The organism is Sphingomonas sp. BK481 (assembly GCF_014194875.1).
GTDB classification, from domain to species: Bacteria; Pseudomonadota; Alphaproteobacteria; order Sphingomonadales; family Sphingomonadaceae; genus Sphingomonas; species Sphingomonas aerolata.
On record NZ_JACIAP010000010.1, the window covers coordinates 109,385 to 128,092 of the forward strand.

Here is an 18,708-nt window from a genome sequence, read left to right on the forward strand (position 1 = left end):
GGCGGGGTTTGCAGGTGGTAGCGGTCATCAGAAATCCTGACCCGGCTTGGTGTTGGTGAGCATGAAGATCCGCTCCATGACCTCGTCGGCCGACATGACGCCGAAGCCGATGGGCACGGTCTTGCGGGTCACGGTGTCGAAGAGGACGAGCGCAGGCGTGGCCAGCGGCACGCCCATGCGCTCGCGCTGGCCGCTGTCGACCACGTAATTGGGGAAGGTTCGGCTCGGACCACCATCGGTTGAGACGGCCATCACGGTCATACGATGACTGTCGGCGACCGAGCGGAGGATCGGAGAGAAGACCTCGCACGCGGCGCAGCTCTGCGCGAAGAAGTAGAACATGCCGTACCGCTGGCCGATACGAGACAGCGCCTGATCGCGCGTTGCGCTGCGGTTATCGGTCCAGGCACGCTTGCCGACGGTGGAGACCGGTCGCTGCAGCGTGTAGTCGATGTCGGGGTTCTGCCAGAGCGCGCGCTGCCAGGTGTCGGAGAAGGTGGAGGCCCGATCCAACTGCTCGCGCTGATAGCGCACATAGGCAATGACGTTGGCCTCGGTCGGCTCGAGGATGGCGCGGTTCTTCAGCTCGTTGAGCTGCTTGGAGATCGCCTTCATCCGGTCCGTCGCCGATGCTTGAGCCTGCTGGGCAGGTTGCGGGGACTTGGGGGGGGTCTTCGGACGCTCGCAATAGAACCACTGCCCGAGGCGGCGCTGGCCGCAGTAGAAATCGTCACCCTGAACAGGCGTATCGACGTTTGCCTCGAGGACCTCAGGCTGCACCTGGTCCTCGCTCTCCGCGTCGTCGCCGGCATCGGCCATCGCCACTGATTGGAGATCGAGCGACTGCGCCCCCGCCGGCGCCGCGACCGGCGCGGCAGCTGCGAGGAGCATGAGAAGCGTGGCGGCGACGCGGCCGCGGCGGTTATCCCTGATCGTCATCATCGTCGTGCTCCCCGTCGAGCTCAATCATTGCGAGTTGAAGGACGTGCATCATCCGCGCGACGTCGAGCATCTTGGTGCCCTGATCGAGCATGCGGACGATCCCACGGAGGTGACTGCGGCCGTGCTTGCGGCCCTTGATCGTGGCGCGCATCCCGCTGTCGCGGCGCACGAGCCAACCGGCGTCGACCATGCGAGGAAACGATCGCTCGATCTCTCGCGGGTCGATCTGACAGTCGAACCAGTGCCCGACCGTCTGTGCGACCTCGCCGGCTGACGTGCCGCGCCCGGAGCGGTGGATCCGCAGGAAGATGGCGAGGTCGAGCACCGACATGTCGACGGCGCATGGTCCCCCCGGACCTTCCACATCATTTGCCCCCGTGAAGGTCATAATACCCCTGAATTTTCTGCTGGATGTCGGTCATGACACTGACCTCGTCGGGCAATTTCGCGGCGTCCATGAACTCGGCATAGACCTCCGAGAAATCCATTTTCGACAGGTCGAGGCGCTGAAACTCCTCGATGGTGAAGCCTTTGCAGGTCTCGTCCTTGGGCTTGCCCCACGGCTTGTTGATCTGCTGGCGGCCCTGCTCCTGCAGGATGCGGGATAGCTTGCTGCCGAAGCAGCAATAGGCGTCCTTCGACGTGACGCAGATGCCGAGCACCTTGTCCGAACAATAGGAGCCGACCTTGTGGCACAGCCCCTTGTCGTCCTTCTCGTCGAGTTGCTTCTCGGCCGAGCTGCACAGCCAAGGCGTCAGCAACGGCACACCCTTGCCCGAACAGCAATTGGACGCGCCAAAGATCTTCTTGTTGCAGGTCCCGCGCTCGCCGGAAAAGACCGTCAGGTTGTTCGGATCGAACTGCTTGCCGGCGTCGCCGATCGAGTGAAGCGCGACGAGCGCGTCCTTGAACTCGGTCGAGGCTTCGCGCTCGATCTGCTCGCAGTTGCCGTTGAGGCAGTAGACGTCGTTGCCGCAGACATACTGCTTGTCGGTCGACGCCGGGTCATCCGGCAGCGGGCGGCTATAGACGCGCTGCGATACCTTGCAGGCCCCCGACTGGGGATCGTCGAGACATTCGTCGCGCAGGAATTTGCACTGCTTGTTGTCGTCCAGCGAGCCGCAGTCGCTCGCCGGTTCGAGCCGTTGGCAGGTAAAGGTGCGCGACCAGGCCCAGCAGCTCTGCGTCACTGGCAAGCCTTCAATCGTGCGTGTTTCAGGGCCCTCGGTGCACACCTCGGCCGCCTGCGGCGTGCAGCTGGTGTCTGCGGCAAGCGACGGGCAGGTGCCCTCGTTGCGAGTGACGGACACGCTGACTTCGCCTTCCTTCTTCAAGTAGACCGTGCCGGTGCGAAAATTCTGGTGGCTACCCGTGTCACTGGCGGGAAGCTCGCTCGAACAGGAATAGAGCTGCGCCGTGCCGCTCAGCTTGCCCTTACAGAATTTGCGATAGTCCTCGACGTTGGTGCCGCCTGCGCCGAGGTCGATCTGCGCGTCGCAGATGTGCTTCGACACCGGCTCGGTACGGCAGACGCCGGCCGCGGTCCGAGCCTGCATGACGCTATTGCGGGCAAAGCCGTAGCCCTCGTTCTTGTCGAGAACGCCGTAGTAGAAATAGCGGGCGGTGTTGACGACGTGCGGGACCATATTGCCGCGGCAGATCTCGTTGGCCTGCGTGACCTTCGAGCCCTTGTTGCACGTCGCTTCGTAATAGCCCTTCGAGCCCACCGATGGGGGAAGCGCGGTGCAGGTGCCTTGGCTTCCGCCAATGTCCTGCCCGCCGAGATAGGTCTCGGGATCCTTCTCGATCGCGGTGCCCCGCGAGGTCGCAGCGAGGATTTCGGCATTGCTGAAGCTCGGCCGCGTGCCGCCCTTGTCGGTAACGGTGCCGTATGCGTCGCTCGTCGGCGCGGCGACTTTCCCATCCATCGTCAGCTTGTCGGGATCGTCGAAATAGCCCTTCTCTGGCAGATCGGTGCCGCCATACCCGGGCAGCTCCTGCAGCTTCAGCTCATTCGGGCCGAGGCTATCATCGGCGCGCATCGCCTTGCCCATGGCATTGCCCTGCTGACGCGCCTCTTCGATCGTCGTCTGCGCGATGACGCCGCTGGCGCCACCCACGAGGATGGCGAGAAACAGGGAGGCGGCGACCCGCTTCATCTAGCTGGCCTTCGCCATGTTGCGCAGCGCGACGGAGGCGACACCGGCACCCGGTCCGCGGGCCGACACGAAGGTATCGAGCACATAGCGGACCGAGACGTTACCGGTGATGCGATCGTGCGCGGGCACCGCGGTGCGACAGTTAAGGCCCGAGCACAGGTCGAAGTCGGAGGACACCGCCACATAGGTCGGCACGGCCTGAACATCGAAGGCACGGAAAAGCCGGGGATCAATGCCGACGTTCGAGAGCTGGTCCTTCTCGGTCACGACCTTGCTCAACGCCTCGCTGAACGCCTTCATCGAATTGCCAGGGAAACCGCGAAAGACGACCACACCCCCGGCCTTCGCCGTGTCGGCGATCAGCTGGCGAAGCGCCGGCACCGGCATCGAGAGGCTGGCGAACGCTATGAACTGAGGCGCGTCGCCCCGGCCTGTCGACGAGACGTTCTGGCTGGCGCCCTTGATGATCTCATCGAAATCGAAAGCACCGTCGCCGTTCACCGGCAGGTCGGCTTTCGCCAGCTCGACGAGGTTTCCGGTGGCCTTGGTCTGGACCGCCACGGCTTCTTCGCGGAAGGCGTCGCCACGATTGCGGACGTGGTCGGCGAACGTCTCGGCATCGCCCTGCATGGCCGCCGAGCGGCGCTTGATGGCGTCGAGATCCAGACCGTCGACGGTCTGAGCGATTGCCTGAATCCCGCCGATCGTGGCGACCAGAGCGAGGACGATGGTGAAGCGACGCATGTCAGTGGTTCCTCACAGCACGCAACAGTTGCGCTTGCGCCAGACGAGGTAGCCCATGTCCTCGCCCTTCACGGGGAAGGCCCGGCCAGCCTGCGGGGGCATGGTCGAGGCACCTAGAGGCGAGCAGGCATACTTGCCGCTGACGGTCGGGATCGGGTTGGTCATCTGGACGCGGTATTGCTGCTTGCGCAGCACCGGCATCGGGTACTTGTTGCAGAGGCCCTTGGAGCCCATCGTGCCCCACGCGAGGCCCTCGCGGTGGATCTTGAAGGCGAAGCGCGCAAGCGCCAGGCGCGACGCCTGAACGTGGCCGATCGAGGCAGCGATGTTGCCGTTGACGGGGTACATCGGTCCCTGACAGCCAGCGCACCAGAAGGTCGCATCGAGAGGCAGCTTGGCGGTCGCTGCGATGCAGTCACCGGCACACGCGGCCTGCGCGATCGGTGAGGAGAAGAGCACCGCCTCAGGATTGATGAGCGCGGTGAGAGAGTCGTCCTGCCAGAGCGGATCGACCTCGGTCATATAGGCGATGTCGAAGGACGATTGCTCGAAGCAGGCGAAGTCTGCGAGGATCTCCATCCAGTAGAGCAGCGGATATACGTACCAGTGGACATGCCACTTCGACGTGTTCTGTCCGTTCCCACCTTTCTGCGACGGCCCCGACAAATTGCCCTGTCCGATGTCGAAGCCGGGCGAGATCTTGGTCCCGCCGAGGTTCACGAAACACCATGGCTTGGTCGACACGTCGGCGAGACGCACCGGCTCCCAAAAGCCGGCCGAAATACCGATGCGCGGGACGGGTGATCCGCAGGCGCAGACGGGCAAGCTGGGGTTGTCTGTGTCGGGACGATTGCTCGGCCAGATCTTGAGGCCACCGACCGAAAGCGGGAACAGGCACGACCAGCACACATCCGTGATCGGGTTCACGAACTTGCCGGTACACTTCGACTGCGCCTCCGCGCGCGGGCTCAACACCGCCGATAGGGCGAACACGGAGAGCGCGAGGGTGAGGAGGCGCAGGCCTTTCACGCGGCCTCCTCCGGCGAAGTGGCGGCGTCGAGGTAGGCGTTGTCCGCGCGGTTCTTCCGGAAAACGTAGAGCGCCGTGTGAAGGGCCGTCGTCGCGAGGACGGCCGCCACCACGAAGGACGCGGGGCGACCAAAGAGCTTCACAAGCGGAGAGATGGCGAGGACGCCAACCGCAGATGCCACGCACAGGAACTGGAAGGTGCGGCGCATACCGCGCAGCTCCGCCGTTTCCGGCGCTGCCATCGGCGTCTTCAGGAGATCGAGCCACAGAGGCATCAGCTGTTTCCCTTCAGCTTGATTTCGGAGAGCTTCATGACGCGGCCGTCCTGCACGGCGACGGCGGGTGTGTGCCGGATGCCGAGCTTGCCCGTCAGGCGACCTTCCTGATCGAAGTAGAAGCGGCGTTGCCGCGCCGTCATCTCCTCGAGGGGGGAGCCGCTGACGAGGATGATCTTGGCCTTGAGGTCGCTGTATTGGGCGGTCGCCCACGCCATCTCGGCCTTGTTGTCACCGTCGACGAACACCAGAGCCTGGGTGACGGCGGTGAAATCGAGTGGATTTACCGTCTGACCACGCCGGGCGATGTAGTTGCCCTTTTGATCTTGAACGTCGCGCTCGATCGTGATCGTCGGGTCATAGGCCCAGGTCCGCGCTTCGGTCGCGGGGGTGATACCGGCGACGGGTTTCGGACGCCGCACGCGGGCCTCCGCCCTGCGAGCGAAGGCCGCATTCATGCGATCGATGTCGCCATTCGCCTGCAGCCGCTGGAGCTTCGCCTCGATCGTAGCGAGCAGATCCGGCTCCACGATCGGGAATGTCTGCCCGACGATGCCATGGTCGCTCGCGCGGGTCGCCGAGCTCAGCGAAACCGAGAGGAGGGCGACGATCGCGACGGACTCCAGCGCCCGCTTCACAGGATCGGCTTTCCGACGCCGACGATCTTGTTCGCGCACGCGAAGCCGATCGCCGCATACCGGCTGTCAAAGCCATCCTTGTGCGGACTACCGACGAAATAGCAGTCACGCGGAATGATGCCGGTCGGGCCGGGTACAAGTCGTTCGCCGAACTTTGTCAGCGGTTTCATGTGCGCGACGAGCTTACCGGCGACGATGACGTCGGCGCCGCGATGCTCAACCAGGTCGCCCGGCATGCCATAGACGATCTTGCCGAACATCTGCTTCTTTGCACCGAAGTGCCGAACGACGAGCGGCGAGGCAGGAGGCACGAAGAAGACGTATTCACCGCGCGCTGGCGTCGCAGTTTTGTGGATCACGAAGGCCCAATTCGGCAACGACTCTGACGAGTTGATGAGCAGGGCGTGGGTATCGCGCCATTCCGCGAGTGCATTGAGCGACGCGCCACCAGCGATGAAAAGGCCGAGCGCCGCCCAAAGCCGTTTCCTCGGCCGAAAGCGCTCAGTCGGCGCCGGTGCGCTGACCGCGTTACTGGCCACTGGGACCACCAAAGGTCGAGACGCTGGCGCCAGCAGCGCTAAGGTCGGGGGCCGGGGCGGGGACCGCTTGAGCCGTGTCCATCCCTACCGCGCCAAAGGGCGATGGGGCGGGAGCACCAGTCGGAATCTGCGTGACTTCAGGCGCAACGGCGACGGGGGCAGCAACGGGAGCAGTCGGAGCCTGTCCACGCATCATGGCACCCATCTGAGCGGGAGAGGCGGGCTGCGGCACGCGAACACCGGTCGAATAGACAGCCTTGGCGACCTCGCCGGTGATGTCGGGGACGCTCTTCGACAGGACCGCCTCGCCGACGAGGACGACCTGCCCTGCGGCGCCACGCCGCTGAAGCTCGGTATCAAGCGCCGCCATGAAGGTCCGCATCTGCGCCTGCACCTGGTCGGGCGGCGTGGCACTGCGGGCCTGCGCCTGCACGTATTCGCCGACAATGCGCGATAGGTCCGCCTTCACGATGTGCTGCGGCTTCTCGGCCATAACGGCCTTGCTGATCCACATGGCCCAGATCAGGGCCAGCAGGAGCGCCGCGCCGACAAGGAGCTGCGGCATCGTGTAGCCCGCGAAGACAGCCCGCCGCGGCACCGCGCGGCCCGATGCACGGACCGGCGTGGTTTCGAGACCGGGCGACAGGCCAAGGCCATCGTCGTTGCGGTCGACACTCGATGCTTCGGTCATGCTTGGCGCTCCCGGGCGGCAGGGTCGCGCGGCAGGATGGCGTGCCGGCGGAAGAAGATGAGGGCGGTCGACAGGATCAGGTGCGCTATACCCACCGTGATCTTGAACTGGTCGACGCGGTCAGATCCGGCCGCCAGATAGCGACTGGTCATGTTCTGGAGGTGGTGCATCATCCCATCGAGCGACAGGCCGCCCAGGACGAGGAAGAAGAGCACGAAGAGCCCCCACGTCATGAGCAACGTCGTGGCGAGAAAGCCCGCCATGTGCAGCCCAAAGTAGAGCAGGAAGCCATAGTCGACCCGTCCGGCCCTTTTGGGCGCGGCGAGCGGGAGAAGGGGGTTTGCGTGCGTTGCCATGACGGTCACTCCGCGGCGATCGGAAGCGCGTCGTCGCCGGCGTCGCTCCACTTTTCAGGGTTCTCGGGGTAGGCGACGCGCTCGATCGCCTCTTCCATCGTCAGACCATGATCGAGCAGGTCGTGGATCGCCGCGAAGGTGCGCGGTGAGGACGAGAAGACGGTCGCGGAGTAGGGATCGAGCACGAGGCGACCGACCGCCATCGATTCCGGGCCTTTGATGAGCACGTCGGAATATTCGACGCCGTTGCGCTTCAGCGAGCGCATCAGCGCATCCGTGTAATCGTCCATCTCGAAGCGATCGTGCTTCTTGAAGTCGGCGATCGTCTCGGCCTTCTGCTGCAGCACGACGAACCAGTCGCTGTTCTCGAGCGCCGCCTTGGAGCCATCCGACTTGTAGTAGTCGTTGATGCTCTGCGTGGCGGTGACGAGCGAGGCACCGTACTTGCGGCAGGTACGCGCATAGGCCTCGATGAAGTCGGCCATGGAGCCGCCCTTCAGCATCTGCCAGGCCTCGTCGAGGAGCAGCGCCTTGGGCACGGAGCGATCCTCCCGGCGCATCGCCTGGCTCGCCATGAACATGATCGCGGTGAGCGCGACCGAGCGCAACTCCTCGCGCGACGACAGGTCCGACAGCTCGAAGACGGTCAGGTTCGCCTTCAGCTGGAACGACACGTCGCCGGTGAAGAAGCGGCCATAGGTGCCCGCACTCGAGAACGGGCGCATGGCGATACCGAGGTCGGTCGCAACCGGATTACCCGTCTCCTCGAGGGCAGCGATCACGTCATCGATGCAACCGCTACGCCCCTTCGCCGCCCACACCTTGTTGATGGCACCGTCGATCAGGCCGCGCTCGGTGTCGTTGAGCTTGTCGATGTGCCGCGCCATCTGGTTCACGATGCTTTTCAGCATCGCAAAGCAGTCCATGAGATAGTCCTCATCCTGCCCGGCAAGCTCAGGGTCGATCATCGCGAACGGGTTGATGCAGAAGCCAGACGCCATGGTGAACTCGACGAAGGCGCCGCCCTGCAGCTTGGCCGAGTGCTCGAACGAGCGACCGTCGTCGATCACGACGACCTTCGCGCCGGCTCCAACCATCGAGGCGCACAGCTCCTGCAGAGCGACCGACTTGCCCGAGCCCGACTTGCCGCACACTGCGACATTGTGATTGCCGGCGGTGTTCTCGAACGGCGACCAGAAGAACGGCTGTCCACGCCGGCCAACCAGCATGAGGTGCGGTTGGAGGCCACCCAGATACTCGCCCTGCAGCGGCATGAGGCTCGCTGCGGTCGTGGTCAGAACCGTCCGCATGCGCTTCATGTTTTTGAGGTCGAACGACAGTCCGTTCGCCATTGTCATCGGCATAGCGGCGAGCAGGCCCTGGATCTGCAGATAGCGATCGTCGAGCAGGTCCCAGCCTGCGGCGCGGTACACCGACTTCAGCGTCCGCTCGTTCGAGTCACCCTTGCCCTTCGGGCTGAAAGAGGTGACCGAGAAGAAGGCTTGCACGAGCTTGCGGCCTTGACGCAGCTCGTCCTTGACGAACTTCCACTCGGCCGACTGATCCTTCAGCTGCGGCAGCATGCGCGCCGACTTGGAGTCCGCAAGGCTCGTGGTCCGCATGAACTTGCGACCGGCGCGCTGCCCCTCGGCCTCCGCATCCGGGAAGTCGAGACACAGGTTGGTCGACACGGGGCAGGGCATGCGCAGCTTGTCGGCGAACATGTCGCCGATGAGCTTGGCCATATCCCACGGCGCCCAACGCTGCGGCAAGTTGCGCACCGAGAACGAGCGCACGTCGAAGGTGTCGGGGTAGATCTCGCCGATCTCGGGTGCATTATCGACCGTCTTGCCCGTTGGGCGGAACCGTTCGGTCCGGAGCAGGATCCGATCGGGCTCGATCTTCATCTCAAGATCGTGCCGTACCGCCTGATCGGCGATGGGATCGAACGGATTGTAGGTGATCGTGTCGTCACCCGGTGCCGTCGTCGGTGAGGTCAGGTCATCGATCCAGGTGATGAGCGCCTTGGGATCCATGGCGCGCGAATGGACGCCGATGGACTCCAGCGCGGACGCGAGGCCCTCCATCACGGAGACGATTTCCTCGTTGGACACGCGGCTCGATTCCGGCGTCGAATAGGAGATGGCGAGCCGGTGATTGCGCATGTGGAAGGGCGCTGCGGACGACAGCGAGTTCCACACGCCACCGAGCAGATACTCGGTACGGTGCTTGGCCATGCGCTCATAGACGCCGGCCGCCGAATAGCGCGGCAGATACCACTTGGAGAGCAACTCGCTGATGCGCGGGCTCATCCAGCCATGAACCTGCAGCGCGCCCGGCGTCGGAATGCCTTCAGAGAGGAATTGCGCGAGCATTTCATGGCTCTGCTCGGTCGCGCCGAGCATCGGCGTGCACTCGAGGACGAACCCGCGGGTCGCGCTATTGTAGAAGATCTTCGTCTTCGGGTCGAAGCTGCGATACGGCAGCCAGTGAACGAAGCGCGGCACCGCCGTGTCGGGCCGTCCGCCCTCAGGCTTGGCATTATCGCCAAGGATCATCGCCAGCAGGCCGCTTAGGAAGCTCATTGATCCACTCCGGGGAATGAGGGAGCGCGCAGCACCGGTACGACGCCGTTGGCCTTGGCGGCTTCGCGCGCGTCAGGCTCGACGCGCGCGAGCCCCGCACGGATTGCCGGGTTTGCCGCGACCGATGCGATCGCGGTCCGACCCGCCTGGGTTGCATGAAGCGGGACGGTGACGGCCGACGTCGCCGTTGGCGTCGTCGCGACAGGGCGAACAGACGCGGAAGGGGAAGGGGCGGGGGTTTTGGCGGGGCCGACCGGCTGTGTCGTCGCCGTTCGCGCCTGAGGCGGGGAGGCAGGAGCCACGGGTGCAGTCTGGACGGCTACCCCTGTCGGCGCAGGGCGGAACGTGGGCCGGGTGGCCACCGGCACGCGTCTTGGATTGCGCGCGAGCTGGCGAGCGACCTGGTCCTTGATGTCGCCAACAGGATCGGCCTGCACGCGCGCAGCGGCAACCGCAGCCGCGCTCGGCATGTCGGGATCAAAGGCGGGATCCGCGGACGCGGTGACGGGGGGGGCGGCCCGATCGACCGCGGCGAGGAGAGTATCGCCGCCCGTCGCCGATGCTACCTCGGAGGGCGTGGTCGCAACCGCGTTCGCAGCGAGAGCCTGCTGCCACTCGCCACGCTCAACCACGGCATGAATGGCGGTCTGCTCGCGAAGGCGACCCGCCGCGTCGATCTGCGCGGGGAATACGATGCGCAGCACCCGCTCTTGGCTACGCGCCGGCGCGGCTGATGCGGCCTGGAAGCCGCCACTTACCGAGCGCGCGGCGATACTCTGAGGGCCGCGACCGTCGCTTGCGGGCACGCTGTAGGGACCAGCGGGCGTAATCATGCGATCGCCGTCCTCGCCGGCGATCATCGCCAATGCGCGATCATCGATCGTCGAACTCGGGGCGCAGATGCCATCCGGGGCGACGCACGAGAAGTTGCCCTTGATGTTGCCACCCATCGTCGTGCAGCTGGCAAGGCCAGTGCCCGCGAGGATGAGACCAAGCGCTCCGATTTTGGTAGGGTTCACGACCGTCCTCCCGCGATGAAGGCGGCGAGCGCCTCCTTGGGCCGGTAGCCCTCGATCATCGCACCGTCGGCGCGGACGATGACGGGCGTGCCGGAGAGACCATGGGCGCGCGCGAACTTCTCGTTGGCGTCGAGGCCCGACGTGTCGCAGGTGCCGGCGTTGCGCAGCGGCTCACCGGCGTAGGCCTGATGCAGGGCCTCCTCGCGGTTCTTGGCGCAATAGACCTGATTGGCGAGGTCGCGGCTGCCCAGGACCGAGATGGGGCGCTCGATCACGCGGACGTTCATCGTGCGGAGCGTGTTGGAGAGCGCGCGGCAATAGCCGCAGCGGAAATCGCTGAACACGGTGACCGTCTTGCCCGAAGGCTTGCCCCAGACGATCGCGCCGGTCGCCGGCAGGCTCGTGAGCGAGAGGTGCTGCGGCGCTGCAGGTGCGGTGGGCTGGGACCCGGCACCACGCGTTAGCGGTGCTTCGTCGCTGCTGGCGGCGTTGTTGGCCTTAGCCGCCCCGCCGATGAGCGTGTCGGGATTGATCTCGAGGAGCCGGGTGGCGGTAAGGTCCTGCCGCGTCTCCATGTCGTAGACCCGGCCGATCATGAGGTAGCGGCCCGAACGATCGACATAGAAGAGATTGCTGCCGGCAGTCACTTCACAGAGGCCGTCGACGACGCCGCAGTCGACCTTGGAAACGTCGGTCCTTGGCAGCCGTGCCTTGAGGAGCGCTGCGACCTTCTGGTTGGACGGCGACATGATTCCGAGATCCGCCGCAGCGCCAGCGGCACCGATGCCGACGACAGCCGCGCAACCCGCGATGGTGGCGATGAAGCGAGGACGAAGACGCCAGAAGGCGATGTAATCAATTGCGGACATACACACCCTCCAGGAAGACGATTTCGACGTCGACACCCGTCGGCATCTCAATGACGGGCTGGTACTGCTCGGCGCGCTCGATCAGATACTTGGAGACCATGTCGCCCGCCTCGCCGATGCCGTTGCCGACGCCGCCCTGCGCGATGTCGCCGAGCCCGAGCTGCTGGCGCTTGCCGTTGGCGAGCACGACGTTGCCGGGCTGCAGCGCAATGTTGGTGTTGGCCGCGAAGCCGCGCCCGATCCCGCCGACGAGGCCGGCGATGAAGGCTTGGCTCACCAGCGATCCCTCGCGGCTGACGACGCGACCCCGCACGCCGGTCTTGCCGCCGAATGCGATGAAGCCCTTCACCTCGGACTCGGCATAGCGGCCGCCCGGCTGCGGGCAGGTCATCTTCTGCAGCTTGATGTAGACCTTCTCGCTCGACAGCTCGCCGCGCGCGGCGCCGTTGATGAGGCAGCCCTGGATCTTGGTGGTGAGCAGCTTGCCGTTCTGGAGCACGGAGCGCGCCGGCCCAGTGATGCGCAGCACGACCGGCAGCGGGTCGGTCTGGCTGTTCACGCCCGCCGCGGCGTCGACGCCGACGATGACCTTGGCGGTCGCGAAGCTGTTCGCGGGCAGGTAGTTGGGGCTGTCGGTGTAGACCGTGCTGCCCTTGGCGATCTTGGACGCAGTGCCGCGATCGGTCGAGCTGAACGAGACCATCTTCACTTCGCTCAGGCGAGGCGCGGAGAGATCGGGACCGGCAGGCGGCGCCCCCGCGCCGCGGCCGTACACCGCAGCGCTGCCCGGGCCGTACATCGCCTGCGGACCGGCCGGGACAGGCGGCGGGGCGGCCGCGCGCTCGTTCACCTGCCTGCGCAGCTGCTCGTTCTCGGCCTGATAGGCCGAGACGACACGCTGGCCGTCCGACGACATCGACTGGTTCTGCGCCTTCAACGCGTCGATCTGCTGCGAAAGCTGCGCCACACGGGCGTTGGTGCCGTCGACGCTCTTCAGCTGGTTCTCGGCTGACTGGAAGCGGTTCTCCGACAGCGCCATCCACTCCTGCTCGGAGAGGGTCCTGTTCGCCATGTCGCCGACCGACACCTTCACCTGCTCGGGCTTGTCGGGGTCGACCTTGCGGGCGTTGTCCGAGCCGCCGAAGATCCAGAACGACGAGGCAACGAGGCCGACCGCGCCGACGCTTGCGAGAAGCATGCGCTGCTTCTTCTTGGTCTCGTTGTTGCCGTCGAGCTCGGACGCGATCGGCGATACGCCGTCCGTCTCTGGAGCGGCCTCGGGGCCGTCGAGCGGCTTACGCGACCGCGAGAAGATGTCCTTGATGGCCATGGCTTAGTTTCCGTTCCGCGAGACGAGGTAGGCGGTCGTGACCCGACCCGGTGCGAGTTTGGGCTCGGCGATCGACACGGCGAGGGCGCTGGCGGGCGCGACCTGTGCCTCGGTCAGGACTTTTTCCTGCGTGCCCTTGTTCTCGATCCGCAGAACGCGACCCGTCAGTGCCTCGCCGCGATATTCCGAGATCATCTGGACCTTGAGGTCGCCGACGTAGACCGGCTTCAAAGAGCGCTGGCGCAGCTCGTAGCCATCGACCGACTTGTTCGCGTACATCGCCTGCACCAACGACACCGCCGCGTCCTCAGGAGTCGACGCAGCGGCGACCTTGGTCGGTGCCGCCTCGGCCGCGTCGGCCTTGGCGATCGCGGGGTTCGAGAGGAACACCTGCACCGCCTGGTCGCCCGCGATGCGGCAGGCGAACTTGTAGACATAGCCGCGCTTCGAAGTGCCGAAGAAGGAGAGCGTCTGGCGGTTGAAGCCCTCAGGAACGGACAGGTAGATGTCGCCGCGAACTGGCTCGTTTACGACCGAGAAGTCGTCCGACGGGTTGCCCGTGTTGATCTTCGAGACACCGGCAAACTCGTCGCCGACGAGGCTGATGCGCGTCAGATCCTTGGCCGACGCGGTGCACGACACCTGCGCGCCGTCCGCGACCATCAGCGTCTGGTCGCTGGCTGCGAAGGCAGGCGCGGCAAAGACAAAGACCGCGACTGCGATGAGCGCCGCGCCGGCGATGCGGCTGAGCCAGCACATTGTGCGCGAGGCGAGCACCGTGCCGAGTGCAGCGCTGCCGAAGGCGTAGAATGCGTCCGTCACAGCGAGCCTCCCAGGCGGCCCTTCGGCTGCGCCATGCTGAATCCGACCAGCTTCAGGCTCATGCCCGAATACTCCCAGTCGTAGATGAAGGTGCGCGGCTCGCTCGACACGATCTTCTGGCCGACCACCGTGCTGAGCTTGCCGGTCACGGTAGACTGCAGGTGCTTGGCGTCGATCTCCATGCCCTCGAGCGTGAAGAATTGGCTCATGCTCGAATTGCGCTGCTCGTTGACGATCTTCAGCAGGTCGGCCTTGATCGTGCCCTGCGCTCTCGGGGAGACGATCGCGAGGACCGACTTCATCCAATAGTCGAGGCTGCCGGGCGATCGGTTCAGCGTCAGGACCGCCGTGTCGCGGGTGACGAGCTCGAGATATTCGCGCGACACGCCGCTGCTGGAGACCGTCACCGGCGATCCGAGGACCGGCTGCAGGACGATCTCACGACTACGGGTCGCGGACATGAGGAGGAGGAGTGCGACGGCGCCTGCCAGCACAAGGGCGGCGATGCCGAGAAGATTGCGCTGGCGAAGGACACGCTGGCTCTGCGCGTGCTGGTAGGAATAGTCCATGTCAGCCCACCATCAGTCGGAGATAGGAAGGTGGCGTGGCCCTGAGAGACGGAAAGCCGCCGGGGAGGTGCCAGTATGCCAGGTGGATCAACCAAGATGTCGCCCGTCCCGCCTTGGCCTTACGGAGTGCCCACCAGCCCAGGACGGCGAAGCCGATCCCGATGACGATGTGTTGGGACAGGATCCCCCACGTGAAGGGGATGACCATCGCTAGGAACTCGTCCAACGTCCAAAAGCCGATAAGCTCAGGGTCGTCCAAGTGCGATGGGATCACGTACTTATCGGCTGACATCACGCCACCTTCAGTGACGACGCCGGCGGAGCTGCTATCTCCGCCGGTGCCGGATCGAGTTAGATGGTGGCGGTGACGGTCGAGGTGACGATCGGAACGCCGGTGCCGGCGCCGACGCCCACGCCCACCGGGATCGCGACCTGGCCGAGCGAGAAGCGGCCCGAGGCCAGACCGACGACACCGCCGGCCAGCGACAGCACGGTGATGATCTTGCCGCCCGAACCCTCGAGGAAGCCGGTGAAGGCGTTCAGCGCGGTATCGAACGTGCCGTCGGCACCCGCGAAGGCGGGCGAGGCCATCACGGCCGCAGCCGCTGCGACGCCGAGGGTGGCCAGTGCGGCCGTCTCGACGCGACGGCCCATCTTGAGCATGGTCTTCATGACGAAAGGTCTCCTTTGATTGAGCGCATTTCAGCGCGCCCAACCAAAGGCTCGACCGGGAAAAAAATTCGCGCAATCGGCGCGTTTAGGAACTGGTAAGGTTGCCGTAAGTTTTTTCTGCGATTGCGACGAAATGAGCTTTGCCAGCTTACCAATCAGGCTCTTGTCCCGCGCTTCGGGACGACTTGTCCGCCCCCACGAACATCTGTCCGCGTTTACGAACGCCTGTCCGTAATAGCGGACAGCTGTCCGTATTGGCGGACACGCGTCCGCGTGCGAGGACAGCGGCGCGAAGGCCTTAATCCCGCGATGCGACTCCGCTCTTTGATTGTGTTACACAACGCGGACTCGATGGTGCTAAAACGCCGCGGAGACGGTATTTTTCAGGGTGTGCTATCAAGGTGAGGACTTCTTCTAAGATGACGGCGGGTGAACGCGCCTTCGATCTAAAGATCTCGGAAACGTTCTTTCGGCTCGTAACCGAAAGCATCCGCCTTTTCTCGAACAAGAAGAAGAGACTTCTTTCGATCAACGACGTGGTCAACGATCGATCTTCCTCGGCCGCCCAAATCAAGGATACCTACCGACCAGGCTCGTTGAAGGAGCATCTGCGGATCATCCCAACTGATGGCGATGTCGGCCTATCACTGACGATCCTCGAAAGCAGCGCTGAGGCGATCGACGGTTCGATCCCAGACCTTCAAGAGGTTATCGGATCATCGGTAAGTTTTGCGTCCGCCGTTTCACTGGTCCTCTTCGACTTCATCGTTGAGGAGAACACGACGGAGGTGATTAATAAGCTGGGGCTGGACGTTGAGGACGCCCAGGCCTTTCGAGCTGCGGCAAAAAGAACCGAAACGAACGTGATTCCAATCAGGTAGCACCTCGGAAACATGAAATTAACGTTAACGGCAGGGTTGCCATTCTGTCATTTTCGGGCGTACCTGAGTCGAAGCTAGCGGGTGGGGAGTGCCCTGAGGTGGGAGCGTCTAATCCTTACAATTCTGGCGAAAGCAGTAGCAGCGCCAAGCCAGAACTTGCCGACTTCCTCCTCGCGAGGATGAAGGAATTGCGGGTCACGTTCCGCGTGCTCGAGGCTTCAACGCCGATGATGAAGCGGACGAGGCTCCACTGCATCCTGCATTCGGACACGGCCAAGCGCCGGCCGATGCGCGTGGACGAGGCCCAGGCGATCTGCGCCGCGCTCGGCATCACGCAGTCAGAAGCGTTCTTCGGGACCGAGCTGCTCGGCTGCATGTCGGGTGACGATCGCGAGGAGGCCGCAGGCCTGACGTCATTCCTCGCGACGATGTTCGGCGGATTGGCGCCGAGATTGGCGAACGCTGTGTCCGCGATCGGCGGCTTGGATCTAAGCGACGTGAAGGGTGAGCACGGCCAGCAGATCCAGCAGCTGGTATGTGAGACTTTCGAGCGAGGGTATGCGGACCTAGCTGAGCGCAAGGGGCTCCGGCTGCGAAAGAGAGAGGCCGACGGGCTCTAACGGCACCTCGACTGAAATGATGGATTGGGCACCGCTTCAGGTGCCTTTTTTTTGGCGCTGTCACCACCGCCACGCCGTCCCGGACAGACCTCCCGCCGCCCTGCCATCTCGCGTCCCTTAGGGCTCCTAGAGCATCTGACGCCCCCCGGGATCGGAAGGGGAGGGGGAGGTTGAACGCGGGCTGGAGGACCGTGTGCATCAGCAAACGGGGATGATGCCGTTTGAGCCGAAGCCGACACGGTGCTACGGCAAGGCATGGCTTACGCTTCCGTAATCCAGACCCCCCTTACCGACCGCTACACCGACACAGCCTCTCGCGTTTTCAAAAGCACGAAGAAGGGCGGCCGGGCGGCCTGGACCTGTCCGAAATCGGCAGAAACAGGGCCTAGAAAGCCGGTTTTGGGGTCGGATTTCGTGCTTTCGGAAACGCCAGCGGCCGAATTTTCGTGCTTTCAAAAACGCGAGAGCGCCGGAAGCGAATTATCAAAAACACGAGAGCGTCGAGGTCACTGGGGATCCCGGCTGAACCCGATCCGCTCTCCTCGGCGAATGCCGAGACACATGAAGGTAAGTTGACAATGGCGGAGCAAGAACAGGGCGAGCTTTTTCTGCTCGACAGTCCTCTCCACGGACCAGTCCGCGGAGAGCGGTCACTCATGGCATGGCCGTTCTTCGCGTTGGCGAAGAAGGCCTGGATGCAACCGCTTACCTATAAAAAGGGTGACATCTCGATCGAAATCGGGCCGGGACCAAAAGGGGTGGCCACGATCTACGACAAGGAAATCCTGCTCTATATCGCCAGCCTAATGGTTTCCAAGGTAGAGGCAGGGAAGGCCATTGGGCAGGAGTTCAGCTTCAGTGCGAACGACCTTTTCAGCGTCACCGGCGTCAACAAGTCGGCTAGGTCCTACACAAGATTGTCTGAGGCTCTTGAGCGACTTCAAGGCACACAGATCAAGACCAACATCGAAGCAGGCGGGGAAGGCGAGGAGGGCTTTTTCTCGTGGCTACAAGAGGCCAAGCTGCAATACAGCAAGGGCGAAGGTGGCGTGAAGCGCCTGAAGGCGGTCAAAATTCGCCTCTGTGACTGGCTGTATCGGGCTATCATGGTCGACCGCCAGGTCCTCGAATACGCATCCACCTACTTCCAGCTCGGCCCGGTCGAACGTCGACTCTATGAGGTTGCCCGATCGCTGTGCGTTGACGGTCAGACTACCATTCCGCTTGAGGATCTGCGGCTGCAGATGGGCTACCAAGGATCCTCGCGCCAATTCAAATTCGCACTTACGAAAACCATCAAAGAGGACCCGATCCCAGGCTTTCGATTTGAGATCGAGGATCAAGGTCTCGGAACGGTGACGGCAGCCGGGCGAACAGTCCGCGAATACCTCGTCAAAATCATTCCAGAGAGCACGGTGAAGCGCCTCTCGTCATAGACGTTTTCGATTCGACGAAAGCCGACTCCAAACACGGCGCCACCAACTTCTCGCGTTTCCAAAAGCACGAATTGTTGTCCCGTGGCGCGGGACGGGGCAGCCTACGTGTTTTCAAAAGCACGAACATTAGCCGCCTAATGTTGTCGAAAGCACGAATCACGCGTGTTTCGCGAATGGCTATCGTGCGCCACTATGCGGCCGCCTGGGTCGCAGTCCGCGGCCTGGAAAAATTGGGAATGGCTGTGACCACATAAACGAATGCCCGGCACGAGGCCGGGCACCCTGAGACCGCTATGTCCGATGCCGGCAAGCATCGAAAGAGCCGTTGAACGCTCAAGATATACTGGTTTCCGAGCTTCGGTTCAAGGGTTGCGCGCTTCGCGCCACGGACGAGTTTTGCCCCGGTCCCGGCCCAATGTGAGGGCAGGAAATTGGCTGCAATAACAATGGCAGAGGCGGCTCTGGCCGTGCTCGGCGGTGCCCGCTTCAAGCGGAAGCCGTCGCGATCTGGCGCAACCCACCGCACTGGGGC

General features: G+C 64.0%; 21 protein-coding genes. 3 read left to right on the forward strand and 18 right to left on the reverse strand.

The features are described from left to right. Nucleotides 1–27: 27 nt before the first annotated feature. The 18 genes from FHY04_RS17450 to FHY04_RS17535 are packed head-to-tail and all read right to left on the reverse strand — an operon-like array spanning nt 28 to nt 15,239. A complete protein-coding gene (locus tag FHY04_RS17450; protein WP_231728705.1) occupies nt 28–942 on the reverse strand; it encodes a conjugal transfer protein TraF in 915 nt (304 codons plus the stop codon). Further along, nucleotides 923–1,273 carry a hypothetical protein gene (locus FHY04_RS17455; RefSeq protein WP_066708155.1) on the reverse strand — a complete coding sequence of 117 codons (351 nt, stop codon included), beginning with the start codon at nt 1,271–1,273 and terminating at the stop codon, nt 923–925. Before FHY04_RS17455 ends, FHY04_RS17450 begins: the two co-directional genes overlap by 20 nt. Before the next feature lie 34 nt (nt 1,274–1,307). Further along, on the reverse strand, nt 1,308–3,101 hold the full coding sequence (locus FHY04_RS17460) for a conjugal transfer protein TraN (protein ID WP_183937301.1): 1,794 nt from the start codon (nt 3,099–3,101) through the stop codon (nt 1,308–1,310). After that, nucleotides 3,102–3,845 (reverse strand): type-F conjugative transfer system pilin assembly protein TrbC, encoded by a 744-nt coding sequence (trbC, locus tag FHY04_RS17465; RefSeq protein ID WP_066773518.1) that lies wholly within the window; start codon nt 3,843–3,845, stop codon nt 3,102–3,104. Nucleotides 3,846–3,857: 12 nt separating this feature from the next. Continuing rightward, nucleotides 3,858–4,838: a conjugal transfer pilus assembly protein TraU gene (gene traU, locus FHY04_RS17470; RefSeq protein ID WP_231728706.1), complete on the reverse strand. Its 981-nt coding sequence runs from the start codon at nt 4,836–4,838 to the stop codon at nt 3,858–3,860. Between the two features lie 32 nt (nt 4,839–4,870). Continuing rightward, on the reverse strand, nt 4,871–5,149 hold the full coding sequence (locus FHY04_RS17475; RefSeq protein ID WP_066773532.1) for a hypothetical protein: 279 nt from the start codon (nt 5,147–5,149) through the stop codon (nt 4,871–4,873). Continuing rightward, on the reverse strand, nt 5,149–5,787 hold the full coding sequence (gene traW, locus FHY04_RS17480; RefSeq protein WP_066773540.1) for a type-F conjugative transfer system protein TraW: 639 nt from the start codon (nt 5,785–5,787) through the stop codon (nt 5,149–5,151). The genes FHY04_RS17475 and traW overlap by 1 nt, the downstream gene beginning before the upstream one ends. Next, nucleotides 5,784–6,335 (reverse strand): S26 family signal peptidase, encoded by a 552-nt coding sequence (locus FHY04_RS17485; RefSeq protein WP_394427582.1) that lies wholly within the window; start codon nt 6,333–6,335, stop codon nt 5,784–5,786. The genes traW and FHY04_RS17485 overlap by 4 nt, the downstream gene beginning before the upstream one ends. Continuing rightward, the gene (locus FHY04_RS17490; RefSeq protein ID WP_082731337.1) at nt 6,316–7,017 is read right to left on the reverse strand and encodes a TrbI F-type domain-containing protein; all 702 of its coding nucleotides are present in this window, start codon (nt 7,015–7,017) and stop codon (nt 6,316–6,318) included. Before FHY04_RS17490 ends, FHY04_RS17485 begins: the two co-directional genes overlap by 20 nt. Then, the gene (locus FHY04_RS17495) at nt 7,014–7,373 is read right to left on the reverse strand and encodes a hypothetical protein (protein ID WP_066773545.1); all 360 of its coding nucleotides are present in this window, start codon (nt 7,371–7,373) and stop codon (nt 7,014–7,016) included. Before FHY04_RS17495 ends, FHY04_RS17490 begins: the two co-directional genes overlap by 4 nt. A 5-nt stretch (nt 7,374–7,378) precedes the next feature. Next, a complete protein-coding gene (gene traC / locus FHY04_RS17500; protein ID WP_066773547.1) occupies nt 7,379–9,958 on the reverse strand; it encodes a type IV secretion system protein TraC in 2,580 nt (859 codons plus the stop codon). Continuing rightward, the gene (locus FHY04_RS17505) at nt 9,955–10,977 is read right to left on the reverse strand and encodes a conjugal transfer protein (RefSeq protein ID WP_183937302.1); all 1,023 of its coding nucleotides are present in this window, start codon (nt 10,975–10,977) and stop codon (nt 9,955–9,957) included. Before FHY04_RS17505 ends, traC begins: the two co-directional genes overlap by 4 nt. Further along, the gene (locus FHY04_RS17510) at nt 10,974–11,846 is read right to left on the reverse strand and encodes a DsbC family protein (protein WP_066773299.1); all 873 of its coding nucleotides are present in this window, start codon (nt 11,844–11,846) and stop codon (nt 10,974–10,976) included. The genes FHY04_RS17505 and FHY04_RS17510 overlap by 4 nt, the downstream gene beginning before the upstream one ends. Beyond that, nucleotides 11,833–13,176 (reverse strand): TraB/VirB10 family protein, encoded by a 1,344-nt coding sequence (locus FHY04_RS17515; protein WP_066773302.1) that lies wholly within the window; start codon nt 13,174–13,176, stop codon nt 11,833–11,835. The genes FHY04_RS17510 and FHY04_RS17515 overlap by 14 nt, the downstream gene beginning before the upstream one ends. A gap of 3 nt (nt 13,177–13,179) precedes the next feature. Next, nucleotides 13,180–13,935, reverse strand: a complete 756-nt coding sequence (locus tag FHY04_RS17520; RefSeq protein ID WP_066773423.1) for a type-F conjugative transfer system secretin TraK — start codon at nt 13,933–13,935, stop codon at nt 13,180–13,182. A 59-nt stretch (nt 13,936–13,994) separates the two neighbouring features. Next, a complete protein-coding gene (locus tag FHY04_RS17525) occupies nt 13,995–14,567 on the reverse strand; it encodes a type IV conjugative transfer system protein TraE (RefSeq protein WP_066773304.1) in 573 nt (190 codons plus the stop codon). 1 nt (nt 14,568) lies between these two features. Then, a complete protein-coding gene (gene traL / locus FHY04_RS17530; RefSeq protein WP_066773306.1) occupies nt 14,569–14,859 on the reverse strand; it encodes a type IV conjugative transfer system protein TraL in 291 nt (96 codons plus the stop codon). A gap of 59 nt (nt 14,860–14,918) precedes the next feature. After that, the gene (locus tag FHY04_RS17535) at nt 14,919–15,239 is read right to left on the reverse strand and encodes a TrbC/VirB2 family protein (protein ID WP_066708110.1); all 321 of its coding nucleotides are present in this window, start codon (nt 15,237–15,239) and stop codon (nt 14,919–14,921) included. 419 nt (nt 15,240–15,658) lie between these two features. On the opposite strand from FHY04_RS17535, the gene FHY04_RS17540 reads away from it, so the two are divergent. From FHY04_RS17540 to FHY04_RS17550, 3 genes are all read left to right on the forward strand, one after another. Continuing rightward, the gene (locus tag FHY04_RS17540) at nt 15,659–16,120 is read left to right on the forward strand and encodes a hypothetical protein (protein ID WP_066773308.1); all 462 of its coding nucleotides are present in this window, start codon (nt 15,659–15,661) and stop codon (nt 16,118–16,120) included. 179 nt (nt 16,121–16,299) lie between these two features. Beyond that, the gene (locus FHY04_RS17545; RefSeq protein WP_066773310.1) at nt 16,300–16,740 is read left to right on the forward strand and encodes a hypothetical protein; all 441 of its coding nucleotides are present in this window, start codon (nt 16,300–16,302) and stop codon (nt 16,738–16,740) included. 578 nt (nt 16,741–17,318) lie between these two features. Then, complete coding sequence (locus FHY04_RS17550; protein ID WP_066773312.1) at nt 17,319–18,176, forward strand: replication initiator protein A; 858 nt, start codon at nt 17,319–17,321, stop codon at nt 18,174–18,176. Nucleotides 18,177–18,708: the final 532 nt, after the last annotated feature.

What these genes read in the sequence shown, in the direction of transcription:
- FHY04_RS17535 (WP_066708110.1), bottom strand. Translation starts at nt 15,239, where the DNA reads ATGAAGACCATGCTCAAGATGGGCCGTCGCGTCGAGACGGCCGCACTG.
- FHY04_RS17510 (WP_066773299.1), bottom strand. Translation starts at nt 11,846, where the DNA reads ATGTCCGCAATTGATTACATCGCCTTCTGGCGTCTTCGTCCTCGCTTC.
- FHY04_RS17450 (WP_231728705.1), bottom strand. Translation starts at nt 942, where the DNA reads ATGATGACGATCAGGGATAACCGCCGCGGCCGCGTCGCCGCCACGCTT.
- FHY04_RS17545 (WP_066773310.1), top strand. Translation starts at nt 16,300, where the DNA reads ATGAAGGAATTGCGGGTCACGTTCCGCGTGCTCGAGGCTTCAACGCCG.
- FHY04_RS17525 (WP_066773304.1), bottom strand. Translation starts at nt 14,567, where the DNA reads ATGGACTATTCCTACCAGCACGCGCAGAGCCAGCGTGTCCTTCGCCAG.
- FHY04_RS17495 (WP_066773545.1), bottom strand. Translation starts at nt 7,373, where the DNA reads ATGGCAACGCACGCAAACCCCCTTCTCCCGCTCGCCGCGCCCAAAAGG.
- traC (WP_066773547.1), bottom strand. Translation starts at nt 9,958, where the DNA reads ATGAGCTTCCTAAGCGGCCTGCTGGCGATGATCCTTGGCGATAATGCC.
- FHY04_RS17540 (WP_066773308.1), top strand. Translation starts at nt 15,659, where the DNA reads ATGACGGCGGGTGAACGCGCCTTCGATCTAAAGATCTCGGAAACGTTC.
- FHY04_RS17455 (WP_066708155.1), bottom strand. Translation starts at nt 1,273, where the DNA reads ATGTCGGTGCTCGACCTCGCCATCTTCCTGCGGATCCACCGCTCCGGG.
- FHY04_RS17490 (WP_082731337.1), bottom strand. Translation starts at nt 7,017, where the DNA reads ATGACCGAAGCATCGAGTGTCGACCGCAACGACGATGGCCTTGGCCTG.
- FHY04_RS17460 (WP_183937301.1), bottom strand. Translation starts at nt 3,101, where the DNA reads ATGAAGCGGGTCGCCGCCTCCCTGTTTCTCGCCATCCTCGTGGGTGGC.
- FHY04_RS17515 (WP_066773302.1), bottom strand. Translation starts at nt 13,176, where the DNA reads ATGGCCATCAAGGACATCTTCTCGCGGTCGCGTAAGCCGCTCGACGGC.
- FHY04_RS17475 (WP_066773532.1), bottom strand. Translation starts at nt 5,149, where the DNA reads ATGCCTCTGTGGCTCGATCTCCTGAAGACGCCGATGGCAGCGCCGGAA.
- FHY04_RS17550 (WP_066773312.1), top strand. Translation starts at nt 17,319, where the DNA reads ATGGCGGAGCAAGAACAGGGCGAGCTTTTTCTGCTCGACAGTCCTCTC.
- traL (WP_066773306.1), bottom strand. Translation starts at nt 14,859, where the DNA reads ATGTCAGCCGATAAGTACGTGATCCCATCGCACTTGGACGACCCTGAG.
- FHY04_RS17520 (WP_066773423.1), bottom strand. Translation starts at nt 13,935, where the DNA reads ATGTGCTGGCTCAGCCGCATCGCCGGCGCGGCGCTCATCGCAGTCGCG.
- trbC (WP_066773518.1), bottom strand. Translation starts at nt 3,845, where the DNA reads ATGCGTCGCTTCACCATCGTCCTCGCTCTGGTCGCCACGATCGGCGGG.